The organism is Burkholderia sp. BE17 (assembly GCF_009362305.1).
In the GTDB taxonomy this organism is placed as follows: Bacteria; Pseudomonadota; Gammaproteobacteria; order Burkholderiales; family Burkholderiaceae; genus Burkholderia; species Burkholderia pyrrocinia_C.
The window spans coordinates 1-13,278 of sequence record NZ_WHNU01000008.1 but is presented as its reverse complement, the minus strand read 5'-3'; the positions used below and the strand labels follow the sequence as shown (position 1 = coordinate 13,278).

Sequence of the window (13,278 nt, the reverse complement as noted above, 5' to 3'; positions counted from 1 at the left end):
TGAGCGGAACGGATCGACGTATCGCGCGTAAATCGTTCCGATGAATGAAGGGTGGCCGGGCCGCGAAATGCACGCGTCAATCCCGTACACACCCGGATGCCCGCGGAATTTCGGCCGGACGACAATGGCGGCTACCGTATTCCGTTCAATGAAATCGTCGAGGAGAGCCGGCATGCAGGAACCCCTTTCGTCCGGAATGCCCGGCACGCCGGTCGCGCGCGCGCCCGGCGCCGACGACGAGGCCGATCCGGCCGGCGCGCCGGGCACCGGCATGCTGCAGCGCGCGTTCGCGATCCTGCGTGCGCTGGCCGGCATGCAGCAGGACGGCGTGCGCGTCACGCATCTCGCGAAGGCCGTCGGCCTCACGCAGGGCACCGCGCACCGGATCCTGCAATCGCTGATCGCCGAAGGGATGGTCGAGCAGGACGAGCAGTCGAAGCTGTACCGGTTGAGCGTCGATTTCTTCGCGCTGGCCGCGCTGGCCGGCAACCCGAGCAGCATGCGCACGCTGTGCCGCCCCGCGCTGCTGCGGCTGTGCGCGAGCCTCGGCGAAACGATCTTCCTGCTCGTAAAGAGCGGCTTCGACGCGGTGTGTCTCGACCTGTGCGAAGGGCCGTTCCCGATCCGCTCGTTTACCGGTGACATCGGCGGGCGCATCGCGCTCGGCGTCGGGCAGGGCAGCCTCGCGATCCTCGCGTTCCTGCCCGAAGCCGAACGCGAGGAAGTGATCCGCTTCAACGTGCCGCGCATTCGCGGCTACGGCGTGCTCGACGAGGTGTACTTGCGCACCGAGATCGAACGCGTGCGGCAGCTCGGCTACGCGGGCCGCAACAGCGGCGTGCTCGACGGGATGGCCGGCGTCGCGGTGCCGATCCTCGATCGCACCGGTTACCCGGTCGGCGCACTGAGCGTCGGCACGCTCGCGTCAAGGCTCGGCGACGACAGGATGCCGATGATCGTCGAACTGCTGCGGCGCCAGGCCGACGCGATCGGGCCGCGCACCAACCCGTTCGACGCCGCGCTGCGGCGGCCGATGCACGGGCTATCCGGGAAAACCGTATAACGGCGTCGCGCGTCGCCGCGCGTTGCCGTTTCGTCAGCTTGCTTACGCGAGCCATTCGCGTCTTATCGTCGACCTGTTTCGGCCGCACATGATGCCGATGAACATGCTCGTGTATCGCGTGACGTGTTTCGCGAACGCGGCGGATGTGTGCATGACGATGGTCGGTGGGCGCGTGCTGTCGTTCGGTGAGAATGCGGTTCTCGAGCGTGTGAACGAAGTCGCGGAACTCATGATCGAACGCAGCGGGTTGCGTCATCTGCTCGACGAGCCGACGACACGGTGGGGGCGCAGTCACTATCGATCCGATCGGTCGTTGTGCCGGCGGCGGCTCGCGCGCGAGGGTTTCGTCAGCGTCGGGCAACGCGACATTGCCGATGGTTGCCCGTCGGCGGACATGCTAGGATTTCTTCCAAACTACTCCGGAGACTGCTATGCCGTTCATCTGCGAAAACGTTGAATGTCGTGCCGTGCTGGCTCGCGGGCAAGTCAGGTCCAGGCAAGAGGACGACGGGTGGTGCTTCTACTGCCCGGACTGCAACGCGAGGAACGAGTTGAAGGATATCGGTGCGCCAGGCGGCCCTGTCGAGTTGGTTCAGCCGGAAAGATCCGACCTTCCGCACAAGGTCATCGCGACGGCCCGACCATTGGAGGACGGCCGATACGCAGCGCAATTGCGCGTTCAGCGGGCACTCGGCGTGAAGGGAACGTACGCGGCCGAAGAGCATTGGGAGCAGCTCGGCGTGTTCCCGGACCCGCAAGCGGCCGTCGCGCATGCGAAATCGTTCGCAACGGAGTTGCTGGGACAAACGGCCTAGTCGCGAGCGGCACGCTCGATTGCGCGATACCTGGCGATGCGCGGATCGGTACGGGAGGCCCACGACCGTGGGTCCGCGCCACAGCCCGCCCGGTGCTGTGCGGCATGCGCAAACGGGTGCCGCGTTACGCCGAATACCCCGCCAAACAAGAGCTGACTAACCTCGATTCACGCAGCACCACTGACAGCGAGCTTGACGAATAGTCTGGCTGCTTCGTTGCCATGAGACAAAGCGCGCAGTGCAAGGGCGAGCGCCAGCTGGGCGTCGTGGGTGGCCGCGCTGCGATCCTGCTCGAAGAGCTTGACGGCGTGGCGCATGTGCTGTGCCGCTTGCGTGTGAAGCTCGACGGCCGCCGCATGAAGTTTTGCGACGTCCGCGGCACTTGCGGCCGAGCCGGTCGATGGAGGTGTTGTCGAGGGCGTATTGGCACCGTGCGCGCCAGCGTCGTGTGCCTGATCGATCGCATGCAACGTGTGACCGTGAGCCATCATCGCCTGATGGGCTGCGTGGGCAAAGTCCTTGCCGTCCTCGAAATGCCGCGACGCCTCGCGGTGATATCGCGCGGCCTGCTCGTGATGCGATGCCGCGGCTTCGAGATGCCCTTTCTTGCTGTGCTTCGTATTCATGCCGGCTCCTGTGCAACTGTAGGACTGACTCGGATGGCGACCGATTCGAAGACGCGGTGGCGGGTCGCAGCGACGTTCTAATCTACACGCAGTTGCGGCTTGTGTGGCATTTGCGTGTCGCGGAACATCGGCATCGAAGCCGCGCTTTCCGCCGGCGCCAACGCGTGTCAGCCGCAAGGGCAAACAGCTCAAGTCATCCTGGGTCATGGATAGCGTCCGCAAGTTGGGTTGCGGACGCTATCACGGCTCCTCTTACACACAGACGCCGGGTGTGCGGAAACTCGCGCTTGCATTCGTGCGTACCGTGTTGAAGATAGTCGGTGCAATGCACGCAGATTTCGTTTGTATCGGTCAGATGTTTATCCTATGATTCCCCGCACAGACGCTCTTTTGCTACCGGGGTAGCGATGCAAAACAAAAGCGAATCGGGGATCCCTTCTACGCTATGCAGCGGTTCCGTCAGGAACGTGACTGCAATGTCGTCTCTTGTGTCGATGCAGAGTCCCGCGATGCCCATTCATAATTAAAGGCAATAAAGGGTTGGAGTTCTGTATTACCAACGGTCTTCGTGAATCTGTTTCAAGCGCAACTGCTGGAGGTGTCTCACGGCAGGTAATGTCGCGGTATTCAACGGCTCAAGCAAACCCATGACCGGCATGCTGGGGAAATAACGTCGCCGTGCCTCGGCATCGGGTTGCGTCAAAGGAGCAGTCGTGGGAGACATGGTCGGGTACGCAGCGGGGCATCACGCCGTTGCCCGGGCTTGTGCACCGTGAAGCGCCCGAGGAGGCGAGACAGGCCGTGCAGGAAAGCGCTGCGGCGCAGGTGCGCCATGCACGCGTGGAAAACAACAGCGTGGGGATCTTTGCCAATCCACCAAGGCTGAGAATCGCAGCGACGGGATGTGCGCGATGAACCGGGCGAATTCCCGGCGTGGATTTTATCGATAGAAGAACTTTTGATTTTGGATTTCCGTTGTTTACAACAAGGAGTGTCCTGAAGATGAATCTTATGTAAAATTTCCGTTCCAAACCTTTTAAACATATAGGTGGGTTTTCATATACCCATCATCCATGCGCGCGCCCTGGTATGGCGCAACGGGCTTTCAATTTTCTCGTAATCGGCAGGCTTTCTGATTTTCAGGTGGTGCCTTTCATACTTTTTGGAGAATGAAAATGGCTATGACACAAATCGGCAAGTTCACGCTGCACAATGGCGGAGGGTTTGTTGCGAGGGGCGAAGTCGCTTATCTGGACGACAATGGGGAGAAGCATCTGTCCGGTAGTGCCGGAGACATTCTTCTGGGGCAGACCAAGGACGTCGATCCGGACAAGCTGGGCGTGCCTGACGGCAGCATTGTTTCCCTTTACGTCTTCGTGGTGTGGGGTACCGATAACGAAGCAAGGCAATCCTTCATATACAAGAAGGGTTTGCAGGTTGCTGCCAACTACACGATCACCGGAACGACCTTGAGCAATACGCTGGGCCTGATTTCCGTAGACTGACGCTTCTGATCCTGTTCGCCGGGGTATCGCTCCGGCGCACGCTTCGGGCCATGCACAGCATGCACAGATATGCGACACAGGCTGCAAACTCCCGCGGCCGACGAGGGGTATGTCATGAATATTCCGGACGACAGCAACAACGGCAATGAAAACCGCTGGACCAATTGGGCCGGCAATCTCACCTCGGTGCCGGACGCGATCGAGCGTCCTGCAAGCGTGGCCGACGTGCAGGCGCTGGTGAGACGCTCGCGCGGGAACAAGCTGCGGATGATCGGTACGGGGCATTCCTTCAGTCCCCTGATCGTCAACAACGGCGAGACGTTGGTCGACATGTCGAATTTCGCCAAGGGCACGCGAAAGGCATGGCGTTGGCAGGACAAGGGGCGGGATCTTGTCAGCTTCGTGCCTTCCGCGACCTGGGCGGAGGTACGCGACGCACTCACCGCGCCGGACCCGGCCGTGCCGCCAATGTACCTGTCGTCGACCGGCGCGCTGGCGTCGATCAATGCCACGGGCTTCGTCGCCGCCGGTTGCCATGGCACCGGCTGGGACCAGAGAACGGTCTCCGATTTTGTCCATGCCATCGAGTTCGTCTCCGCCGACGGGCAGGTTCATGTCTTTTCCGAGGACACGACCCCCGGCGACATGGACGCCGTGCGCGTCAGCCTCGGCACCCTCGGCGTCATTACCGAGCTGACCCTTCGGGTGGAGCCGCTCTACAATCTGCACGACCAGGAAATCGTCACGGCCACCGAAAGCGTGATGGGTCCCAATCCGCAGGGCACGGACGGCGAGATCAGGCCGCAGAACCTGCATAAGCTGGTGACCGAGAACGACTATGTCGAATTGTTCTGGTTCCCGGGCAGCGGCTACAACAACGGCCAGATCTGGATCAAGAAGTTCAACCGGACGTCGGACGAGCCCCGGGACGTCCCGCTGCGTCCCGATGGCTGGATCGACAAGATGGCCACCTCCGTGATGGAGTGGACCGCGACCCACCCGCTGGTCTGGCCGCTTGTTCTGTCCACGGCCTGGGATACGATCAGCAGCAGGGCCAGAGACATCGAGGCCAAGGGCGGCTTCGTTGCACCGGCACCGCGCGTTCTCTTCTATGCCGACCAGGCTTTTCCGATCCTCGATCTCGAGGTCGCCATCCCCATTCCCGCAACAGGGCGAGGGACGTGGAACGTGGACAACGTGGTTCGTGCCTGGTATGCGGCCTTGAACTATGCGTACAAATTCCAGCGCGATTTCCCGCTGACCACCTGCCTTCATGCGCGCTTCACGCGGACTAGCCCGGCGCTGCTGTCGCCCGCCTTTTCGACGGCAGCCGACGATCGGGTGTGCTGGATGGAAATCTTGAGCGCCTATCCGAAGTCCGAGCCGGACGCGAACAAGCGCGCGCAGGCCATGGCCCCTCACCTGGCGATGATCAACGCCGTCATGGCAGACTGGATCGGGACCCGGCACGGTCGGCCGCACTGGGCCAAGAACTGGCAATACATTACGCCGCATCTCGACGTGAAGGCGCTGTATCCGCAGGCCAACCTCCTCAAGTTCGACGCGCTGCGACGCCGGCTCGATCCGGATGGCATGTTCGTCAACCGGTTCCTGTCGGAGCAGGGGTTGTTCTCTTGATGCTTGCATCCTCGGCCAGTCTCGACTTCCAGTTTTCAGTGGAACCCATGTCGCATGATGGCGTCCCCGGGGGAACGGAGAAACCGTAGTTGTCGACGCCGTTGCCGATGCCGTTGCCGAAAAAACAAGGGACGCCGCACACTCACGCGACGTCCCTTCGCATTTTCGCCGGATACAACCGCCCACATCCGTCAGTTAGAGATATCCAACGGGAAATACTTCGTCGCGATCAGGGAATGCGGTTCAGTGAACGGCGCCGGTGATACGCGCCATGCCGTGCCGGTAGCCGGCGGGCGAGAACGCGGCGTTCAGCGCGGCCATCGCCACGATCACCGCGATATGCATCCACCACGCGATCGCGAAGCCGCCGCCCGCGTCGCGCAGCCAGCCGATCAGCCAGGGGCTTGCCGCGACGGTCAGGAAGCCGACACCCTGCACGAAGGCCGCGAGCGCGCCCGCGAGCCGCGCGTCGGGCAGGTGGTCGAGCGTCACGATCAGGCTCATCGAGAAGAAGCCGCCGAGACCGAGGCCGACGCTCGCGACCCAGAGCCACGGCGCGAACGCGGGCAGCATCGCAAACCCCGCGAAACCGGCCGCCTGCAGCGCGAGCGTGAGCCACAGCACGTTGCGACGGTCGGGCGAACGTTTCGCGAACATCGGCATCGCGAGTGCGCCGATCGCCTGGAACAGCGCCATCCACGCGAGCAGGTTGCCGCTTGCCTGCGCGCTCATGCCGACGCTGCGGTAGAACGCGGGCAGCCATGCGACGAGGCTCGCATAGCCGCTGTTGCTGAGGCCGAAGAACAGCGCGAGCTGCCACGCGCGCGGAATGCGTGCGAACGCAGTGATCGACGCCGATGCGGCCGTCGCATGCACGACGTCGCGCGGTGCTTTCGCGCGCCACATTGCGAGCGTGACGAGCGCGGGCACGGCCCACACGGCGAGCGCGAGATGCCAGCCGCCGTGCGCGGCGAGCCACGGCGCCGCGACCGCGCCGAATACGCCGCCGCCGACCAGCGCGGCCGAATAGAGGCCCATCGCGAGCGGCAGCCGGTCGACGAACCAGCGTTTCGCGAGGCCCGGCACGAGCGCCTGGACGACGGCGACGCCGGCGCCCGCGACGATCGCGGTCGCGATCAGGCCCGCGCTGCCGCCGGTCCACAGGCGTGCCGTGCAGCCGGCCGCGATCAGCGCCAGCGCGGCGGCCAGCGCGCGCTGCTCGCCGAAGCGCCGCGCGAGCCCCACGCCGACCCCGGCGATGACACCCATCAGCACGAACGGCAGCGTGGTCAGCAGCGCGGCCGCGCGAAAGCCGAGGCCCGTGTCGGCGCGCACGACGTCGAGCACGGGGCCGAACGCGGTCAGGAACGGACGCAGGTTGAGGCCGGCCAGCACCAGCAACGCGAGCGCGCCATAGGACACGGAAGCCGCGTGCGGGCGGTGTACGGCTTGCGCGGTGCCGGGGTCGGTCATCGGGATGCTCCAGGGAGGGGCCGGTGGCCCCGAGATGCGATGCCGAAAGGGTAAGCGCGCGCCGCGCCAGGTGAAAATTAAATATTCGACTGGGAACCAGTGCGAATTGCGATGGGACGACGCGGGATGGCGGGGACGGATGGGCGCGACCGCGGCCGCGCGGGACCGGCCGTCGCCGTGCGCTTCGGTGGAGGCGTCGTTACGCGGCCGACGCGTGTTCCGTGCCGGCTTTTTCGCGCGCCGCGACCAGCGTCCGGATACGCGCGCGATCGGCGGCCGTCTCCGGCGTGAAGATCACGAGCGTCAGGTCGGGCCGGCCGTTTACCGCGAACGCCGAGTATTCGAGCGCGATTCGCCCGACGGCCGGATGACGGATCTCCTTGGTGCCTTCCTCATTCGCGCGGATATCGTGATCGCGCCACAGTGCGTCGAATTCGGCACTCGTTGCACGCATCTCGTCGACGAAGGCCTGCACGGTTTGCGTCGCGCCGCCGCGCGCGACGTCGGCGCGAAACGCGCCCACCGCGAACCGCGCGACCTGTTTCCAGTTCGACTGCGCATCGCGCACGCGCGGATCGACGAAGATCAGCCGCAGGATGTTGCGCCGTTCCGGCGGCAGCGTCGCATAGTCGGTCAGCGTCGCGGCCGCCGCGTCGTTCCATGCAATGACGTCCCAGGTCGCCGAGCGCACGATCGCCGGGCTCGCGTCGAGCGAATCGAGCACGTGCTGCAGGCGCGGCGTCACGCTGTCGGTCGCGTGGTAGCGCACTTCGGGCGGATGGCCGACGCCGATCAGGAACAGGTGCTCGCGTTCCGCTTCGTTCAGCATCAGCGCGCGCGCGAGCCGGTCGAGCACGTCGGCCGACGGCGCGCCGCCGCGCCCCTGTTCGAGCCACGTGTACCACGCGGCGCTCACGTGCGCGCGCTGCGCGACTTCCTCGCGCCGCAGGCCCGGCGTGCGGCGGCGCGTGACGGGCAGGCCGAGTGCGGCCGGGTCGAGTTTCTCGCGGCGATCCCGAAGGTACGCGCCGAGCAGGTTGTCGGGTGCGTCTGCCATAGCCTGTTAGTTCGTTTACCGGTAAACCGTCACGTCTTCACCGCGAGTGGCCGTCGACGGATAGTAATCCTCCATTCCATCCGGAGGTGCTGAACATGCGTGTCTTTGTCACTGGAGCATCGGGATTCGTCGGCTCCGCCGTCGTTGCCGAACTCATTGCCGCCGGCCATTCGGTACTCGGGCTTGCACGGTCCGATGCGGCCGCCGCGTCGGTTGCAGCCGCAGGCGCCGATGTCCATCGCGGATCGCTGGAAGATCTCGACAGCCTGACGCGCGGCGCCGAAGCCGCCGATGCCGTGATCCACACGGGATTCAATCACGACTTCTCGCGCTTCGCGCAGAACTGCGAACTCGACCGCCGTGCGATCGAGACAATCGGTGCGGTGCTCGCGGGCTCGGCGCGGCCGCTCGTCGTCACGTCGGGCCTCGCGCTCGTCGCGCCCGGCCGCGCGGCGACCGAGGACGATCCGCACGTGCCGGCGTCGCCGACCTATCCGCGTGTATCCGAAGCCACTGCGGCTGCGTTGAAAGCGCGCGGCGTGCATGCGTCGGTCGTGCGCCTGCCGCCGTCCGTGCACGGCGACGGCGATCACGCGTTCGTGCCGCACCTGATCGCGGTCGCGCGGGAGAAGGGCGCATCGGCCTTTATCGGCGATGGCGGCAATCGCTGGCCGGCCGTGCACCGGCTCGACGCGGCACGCGTGTACCGGCTCGCGATCGAACGCGGCGCGGCGGATGCGCGCTATCACGCGGTCGACGATACGGGGGTGCCGTTCCGCGAGATCGCGGCGGTGATCGGCCGCAGGCTGAACGTGCCGGTCGTCGCGAAATCGGCGGCGGAAGCCGGCGAGCACTTCGGCTGGTTCGCGATGTTCGCGGGGATGGATGCGCCCGCAACCAGCGAGCGCACGCGTGCATCGCTCGACTGGGCCCCGAAGCAGCCGGGGCTGATTGCCGACATCGACCGGCCGCGGTATTTCGAAAGCTGAGCGGGCGGCGCGCACGTGACCATCGGCATGGCGCCGACCGTGCGCGCGGCCATGCCCGAATTCTTCAGCGTGCCGACCCGCACGACGCTTTCGATGCTTTCATCGATCGGAGCGGCCGGCCGGTCGCTTGCGCCGATCACGAACTCGATCTGTGATAGCGCCGCCGGAAGTCGGGCCGCGCCGGAATGACGATCGTCTTCGCGAGCGCGGCCGCGATATCGAAGCGCAGCCGGCCTTTCGGCGCCGCGCGTCATTCGACTGGATGCAGATCCTGCAGCAGCGTCGGCACGAGTTCCGACACGGTCGGGTGGATGTGCATCGCGCGGCTGATCGTCGTGTACGGCGCGCCGGCGGCCATCACGTCGAGCATCCCGTGCACGACCTCGTCGCCCGTCACGCCGAGGATCGACGCGCCGAGGATCGCGTGGCTGTCCGCGTCGACGATCACCTTCATGAAACCCTGGCTTTCGCCTTTTTCGACCGCGCGGCCGACACGCGTCATCGGGCGCGTGCCGACGAGCAGTTTGCGGCCCGTCTGCTTCGCTTCCGCGAGCGTCATGCCGACGCGGCCGAGCGGCGGATCGATATACATCGCGTACGCCGTGATGCGGTCGGACACCTTGCGCGGATCGTTGTCGAGCAGGTTGGCCGCGACGATCTCGTAGTCGTTGTATGCCGTGTGCGTGAACGCGCCGCGCCCGTTGCAGTCGCCGAGCGCCCAGATGCCGGGCACGTTCGTGCGCAACTGCTCGTCGACGTCGATATAGCCGCGCGGGTCTGTCTCGACACCCGCACGGTCGAGCCCGAGATCGTCGGTGTTCGGCACGCGCCCGACCGCGAGCAGCAGGTGCGAGCCCGCGACCTCGCGGCCGCCGCCCGCGCAGTCGAGGCCGACCGCGATGCCGTCGCCGTCGCGTCGCGCGCTCAGGCAGTTCGCGTCGAGCTGCACGTCGATCCCTTCGTTTTCGAGGATCTCGCGCACGGCCTGCGATACGTCGTCGTCCTCGCGGCGAATCAGGCGCGAGCCCTTCTCGACGATCGTGACCTTCGACCCGAAGCGGCGATACATCTGCCCGAATTCGAGCCCGACGTAGCTGCCGCCGACGATCACGAGATGCTCGGGCAGGAAATCGACGTCCATCATCGTCGAGTTGGTGAGGTACGGCACCGAATCGAGGCCCGGCATCGGCGGCACCTGCGCGCGTCCGCCGACGTTGATGAAGATGCGTTCCGCTTCGAGCAGTTCGTCGCCCACGCGCACCGCGTCGGCGCGCTCGAATCGGGCATGGCCCCGAAACACGGTCGTGTTCGCGAGGCCGCGCACCCATTGTTCGACGCCGTGGTTCGAGCGGCCGGAGATCTGGTCCTTGCGCGCCTTCACGGCTTTCATGTCGACGGTGACGGGGCCGCCGACCGACACGCCGTATTCGCCGGCGCGCCGCGCGAGCTGCGCGGCGTACGCGCTCGCGATCAGCGCCTTGGTGGGGATGCAGCCGGTGTTCACGCAGGTGCCGCCGAAGCGGCCGCGTTCGACGATCGCGACTTTCATGCCGGCGGCGGACAGCCGCGCGGCGAGCGGCGGGCCGGCTTGCCCGGTGCCGATGACGATCGCATCGAAGTGTTGCGTCATGACGTCCTCCTGCGCGGGTGCAACGAGGGAAGGCGTGCGGGCGAGCCGCGCGCGGCGGTGGCGGCGCACGGTCGCGCGACGGCGAGCGCTTATGGTAGTCCTGTTGGCGTACGCTCGCGAGCACCGGAAGGGCGGGCGACGCGGGGAGCGCGACAGACGGGCCGCGCACCGGTGTGCGCACCGGGCCGCGCACGACGCGGTCGGCGCGCGATGCAACCGGTCGCGTCGCGTTGCGCCCGTCGTTTCAGTCCTTGCGCTTCCATTGACCGAACGAGACCGGCCGGTGCGCATCGGCGCGCGTGACGGTGACGTCGTCGGGCTTGTCGTCGAGCGGAAACGATTCGGTGACGATCTGGTTCGAAAATACCCAGCCGTGCGTGCGCGAGTCGTAGCGGAACGTCACGTAGTCGCTCCAGTTCTGCCCGCATGCGACGAGGTTCTGCACGGTGAAATAGCGGCCCTTCACCGAGAGGCCGTCGTCGGCGAACGCGAACGGGTCGCACTGGCCGCCTTCGTTCGCGCGCAGGACGACCTGGTCGTTGCGCGCGGCGAGCCGGTACGCGTGGTCGGCCTGTTCCTCGTAGATCAGCAGCGGGCGCGGCGACGGCTGCTCGCGCGTATCGACCGCGCGATGCACGACGACCAGAAAGCTGTGCCGCCCGTTGCCGAGGTCCGGGCCGGCTTGTGCGATGAACGGCTCGTAGCCGGGCGGCAGTTGCGCGGCGATCGACTTCGGCAGGTCGTCGGCGCGGGCGCCGGCAGGCCATGCCACGAGCAGCGGGAGCAGCAGCATGGACAGGCGAAGAACGCGCATGGCTGTGTGTCCGGTTGAACGGAGGAGAGGTAGATCGGCTGCGCGGGGTTACAGATCGCGCCCGAGAAACTCGGTGCCCGGCACCGGATTGAACGTGACGGGCGGCGCGGGCGTGAAGCCGAGCGACGCATACAGTTGCCTTGCGGCGACGAACTCGGGCAGCACGTCGAGGCACATGCGCGCATAACCGGCCGCCGTCGCGTCGCGCAGCAGCCGTTCGACGAGCTGGCGGCCGACGTTCAACCCGCGCGCTTCGGGGCGTACATACACACGCTTCATCTCGCACGTTGCCGCGTCGATTTCGCGGAACGCCGCACAGCCGACCGCGCGCTCGCCATTCCATGCGAGCAGCAGCAACCCGCGCGGCGCCGCGTATTTGCCGGGCAGCGCGGCGATCTCGGGCTCGTAGTCCTGGAATGCGAGGCTGACGGTGGGGCTCGCGATGTACTCGCGGAAGATCGCCTCGACGACACGGGCATCGTCGGGATAACGGGCGGCACGGATCTCGATCATGGGCGGCGGCGCGGGATGACGGGAAAGAGGGCCAGCATAGCAGCGCACGGCCGCTTTCGGCCACGCGCGAAGCGTGCCAGAATCGACGGCTGGACCGTCGGAAACGACACGCAGGCGCCGGCGGATCGGCGTCGCCGATCAAGGAGACTTCGATGACCGCATCGGCTGCCGTACTCGCGATCCTGGCCGCGCTGTGGCTCGGCGCGATGATTCCGGGCCCGAGCTTCGTGCTGGTTGCCCGCAATTCGATCGGGCTGTCGCGCCGCGACGGGCTCGCCACCGCGCTCGGCATGGGCATGGGCGGCATCGTGTTCGGCGGCGTCGCGCTGGCCGGGCTCTATACGCTGCTGCAGGCCGTCGAATGGCTGTATGTCGGCCTGAAGGTCGCGGGCGGCGCGTACCTGATCTACATGGCGTCGAAGATCTGGCGCGGCGCCGACCGGCCGATCGCGATGGACGATCCGCGGGCCGCGGCCGGCGGCAGCGCGCGCAAGTCGTTCTGGACGGGCCTCACGACCCAGCTCAGCAACCCGAAGACGGCGATCTGGTACGGCAGCATCTTCGCGGCGCTGCTCCCGCAGCATCCGCCGCTGTGGTGTTACCTCGCGCTGCCGCCGCTCGTGTTCGGCGTCGAATTCGGCTGGTACACGATCGTCGCGCTGTGCTTTTCCACGCGCCGGCCGCGCGAGCTCTACCTGCGCGCGAAGAAGTGGGTCGACCGCATCGCGGCCGGCGCGATCACGCTGCTCGGGCTGCGGCTGATCCTGAACGCACCGAAAGCGGGGATCTGAGCGCTTCGACTCCCGATCCGCATGCACGGCGGGCGGCCATACATCCGGTCGGCTGCCGGAGCGAACCGCCCGAACCGCGTACCGCGCTTCCGGAAACCGACGGTCGCCTGGAAACGCGTTCTTCTTGCTCATGACACACCGGGAGAGGCTCCCGGCGACCAGACTCGGTCCGAGCGGCCCGAGCGACCCGAGCGACCCGAGCGACCCGAGCGACCCGAGCGACCCGAGTGACCCGAGTGACCCGAGTGACCCGAGTGACCCGAGTGACCCGAGCCGAGTGACCCGTGCCGAGCGACCCGTGCCGAGCGACCCGTGCCGAGCGACCCGAGCCGAGTGACCCGAGCCGACCCGAGCCGACCTGAGC

Annotated in this window: 14 protein-coding genes; 8 read left to right on the top strand and 6 right to left on the bottom strand. The window is 66.4% G+C overall.

The annotated features are described in order from the left end of the window. Positions 1-172: 172 nt before the first annotated feature. From GD429_RS09050 to GD429_RS09040, 3 genes are all read left to right on the top strand, one after another. Positions 173-1,063 (top strand): IclR family transcriptional regulator, encoded by an 891-nt coding sequence (locus tag GD429_RS09050; protein ID WP_152856626.1) that lies wholly within the window; start codon positions 173-175, stop codon positions 1,061-1,063. Positions 1,064-1,160: 97 nt separating this feature from the next. Further along, positions 1,161-1,520, top strand: a complete 360-nt coding sequence (locus GD429_RS40980; RefSeq protein ID WP_227791598.1) for a hypothetical protein — start codon at positions 1,161-1,163, stop codon at positions 1,518-1,520. Further along, a complete protein-coding gene (locus GD429_RS09040) occupies positions 1,495-1,878 on the top strand; it encodes a hypothetical protein (RefSeq protein ID WP_152856625.1) in 384 nt (127 codons plus the stop codon). Before GD429_RS40980 ends, GD429_RS09040 begins: the two co-directional genes overlap by 26 nt. A 167-nt stretch (positions 1,879-2,045) precedes the next feature. Here the strand turns inward: GD429_RS09040 and GD429_RS40350 are convergent, their stop codons facing one another. Beyond that, positions 2,046-2,504 carry a hypothetical protein gene (locus tag GD429_RS40350; RefSeq protein WP_175917505.1) on the bottom strand — a complete coding sequence of 153 codons (459 nt, stop codon included), beginning with the start codon at positions 2,502-2,504 and terminating at the stop codon, positions 2,046-2,048. Positions 2,505-3,679: 1,175 nt separating this feature from the next. Between GD429_RS40350 and GD429_RS09030 the strand changes: the two genes are divergently transcribed. Continuing rightward, positions 3,680-4,009, top strand: coding sequence for a hypothetical protein (locus GD429_RS09030; RefSeq protein ID WP_152856624.1), 330 nt, complete (start codon positions 3,680-3,682; stop codon positions 4,007-4,009). Positions 4,010-4,123: 114 nt separating this feature from the next. Further along, positions 4,124-5,647 carry a D-arabinono-1,4-lactone oxidase gene (locus GD429_RS09025; RefSeq protein ID WP_193727082.1) on the top strand — a complete coding sequence of 508 codons (1,524 nt, stop codon included), beginning with the start codon at positions 4,124-4,126 and terminating at the stop codon, positions 5,645-5,647. Positions 5,648-5,890: 243 nt separating this feature from the next. On the opposite strand, the gene GD429_RS09020 is transcribed toward GD429_RS09025, so the two are convergent. Both GD429_RS09020 and GD429_RS09015 read right to left on the bottom strand, forming a co-directional pair. Further along, positions 5,891-7,120: a cyanate transporter gene (locus GD429_RS09020; RefSeq protein WP_152856622.1), complete on the bottom strand. Its 1,230-nt coding sequence runs from the start codon at positions 7,118-7,120 to the stop codon at positions 5,891-5,893. Between the two features lie 199 nt (positions 7,121-7,319). Next, entirely contained in the window at positions 7,320-8,177 is an 858-nt protein-coding gene (locus GD429_RS09015) for a helix-turn-helix transcriptional regulator (protein ID WP_152856621.1), read from the bottom strand. A gap of 95 nt (positions 8,178-8,272) precedes the next feature. Here GD429_RS09015 and GD429_RS09010 point away from each other — a divergent pair, with 95 nt between their 5' ends. Together GD429_RS09010 and GD429_RS40345 are read left to right on the top strand one after the other, a co-directional pair. Beyond that, positions 8,273-9,166 carry an SDR family oxidoreductase gene (locus GD429_RS09010; protein ID WP_152856620.1) on the top strand — a complete coding sequence of 298 codons (894 nt, stop codon included), beginning with the start codon at positions 8,273-8,275 and terminating at the stop codon, positions 9,164-9,166. A 27-nt stretch (positions 9,167-9,193) separates the two neighbouring features. Next, entirely contained in the window at positions 9,194-9,355 is a 162-nt protein-coding gene (locus GD429_RS40345) for a hypothetical protein (protein WP_193727081.1), read from the top strand. A 61-nt stretch (positions 9,356-9,416) separates the two neighbouring features. Here the strand turns inward: GD429_RS40345 and GD429_RS09005 are convergent, their stop codons facing one another. The 3 genes from GD429_RS09005 to GD429_RS08995 all read right to left on the bottom strand — a co-directional run bounded on the left by GD429_RS09005 (position 9,417) and on the right by GD429_RS08995 (position 12,123). After that, on the bottom strand, positions 9,417-10,796 hold the full coding sequence (locus tag GD429_RS09005) for an FAD-containing oxidoreductase (RefSeq protein WP_152856619.1): 1,380 nt from the start codon (positions 10,794-10,796) through the stop codon (positions 9,417-9,419). Between the two features lie 244 nt (positions 10,797-11,040). After that, complete coding sequence (locus GD429_RS09000) at positions 11,041-11,610, bottom strand: hypothetical protein (RefSeq protein WP_152856618.1); 570 nt, start codon at positions 11,608-11,610, stop codon at positions 11,041-11,043. 48 nt (positions 11,611-11,658) lie between these two features. Continuing rightward, entirely contained in the window at positions 11,659-12,123 is a 465-nt protein-coding gene (locus tag GD429_RS08995; protein WP_152856617.1) for a GNAT family N-acetyltransferase, read from the bottom strand. A 152-nt stretch (positions 12,124-12,275) separates the two neighbouring features. On the opposite strand from GD429_RS08995, the gene GD429_RS08990 reads away from it, so the two are divergent. Further along, positions 12,276-12,914 (top strand): LysE family translocator, encoded by a 639-nt coding sequence (locus GD429_RS08990; RefSeq protein WP_152856616.1) that lies wholly within the window; start codon positions 12,276-12,278, stop codon positions 12,912-12,914. Positions 12,915-13,278 lie beyond the last annotated feature (364 nt).

Excerpts from the sequence above, each read along its gene's own strand:
- GD429_RS09000 (WP_152856618.1), bottom strand. The coding sequence starts at position 11,610 with ATGCGCGTTCTTCGCCTGTCCATGCTGCTGCTCCCGCTGCTCGTGGCA.
- GD429_RS09040 (WP_152856625.1), top strand. The coding sequence starts at position 1,495 with ATGCCGTTCATCTGCGAAAACGTTGAATGTCGTGCCGTGCTGGCTCGC.
- GD429_RS40980 (WP_227791598.1), top strand. The coding sequence starts at position 1,161 with ATGAACATGCTCGTGTATCGCGTGACGTGTTTCGCGAACGCGGCGGAT.
- GD429_RS09050 (WP_152856626.1), top strand. The coding sequence starts at position 173 with ATGCAGGAACCCCTTTCGTCCGGAATGCCCGGCACGCCGGTCGCGCGC.
- GD429_RS09025 (WP_193727082.1), top strand. The coding sequence starts at position 4,124 with ATGAATATTCCGGACGACAGCAACAACGGCAATGAAAACCGCTGGACC.
- GD429_RS40350 (WP_175917505.1), bottom strand. The coding sequence starts at position 2,504 with ATGAATACGAAGCACAGCAAGAAAGGGCATCTCGAAGCCGCGGCATCG.
- GD429_RS09010 (WP_152856620.1), top strand. The coding sequence starts at position 8,273 with ATGCGTGTCTTTGTCACTGGAGCATCGGGATTCGTCGGCTCCGCCGTC.
- GD429_RS40345 (WP_193727081.1), top strand. The coding sequence starts at position 9,194 with ATGGCGCCGACCGTGCGCGCGGCCATGCCCGAATTCTTCAGCGTGCCG.
- GD429_RS09030 (WP_152856624.1), top strand. The coding sequence starts at position 3,680 with ATGGCTATGACACAAATCGGCAAGTTCACGCTGCACAATGGCGGAGGG.
- GD429_RS08990 (WP_152856616.1), top strand. The coding sequence starts at position 12,276 with ATGACCGCATCGGCTGCCGTACTCGCGATCCTGGCCGCGCTGTGGCTC.
- GD429_RS09015 (WP_152856621.1), bottom strand. The coding sequence starts at position 8,177 with ATGGCAGACGCACCCGACAACCTGCTCGGCGCGTACCTTCGGGATCGC.
- GD429_RS08995 (WP_152856617.1), bottom strand. The coding sequence starts at position 12,123 with ATGATCGAGATCCGTGCCGCCCGTTATCCCGACGATGCCCGTGTCGTC.
- GD429_RS09005 (WP_152856619.1), bottom strand. The coding sequence starts at position 10,796 with ATGACGCAACACTTCGATGCGATCGTCATCGGCACCGGGCAAGCCGGC.
- GD429_RS09020 (WP_152856622.1), bottom strand. The coding sequence starts at position 7,120 with ATGACCGACCCCGGCACCGCGCAAGCCGTACACCGCCCGCACGCGGCT.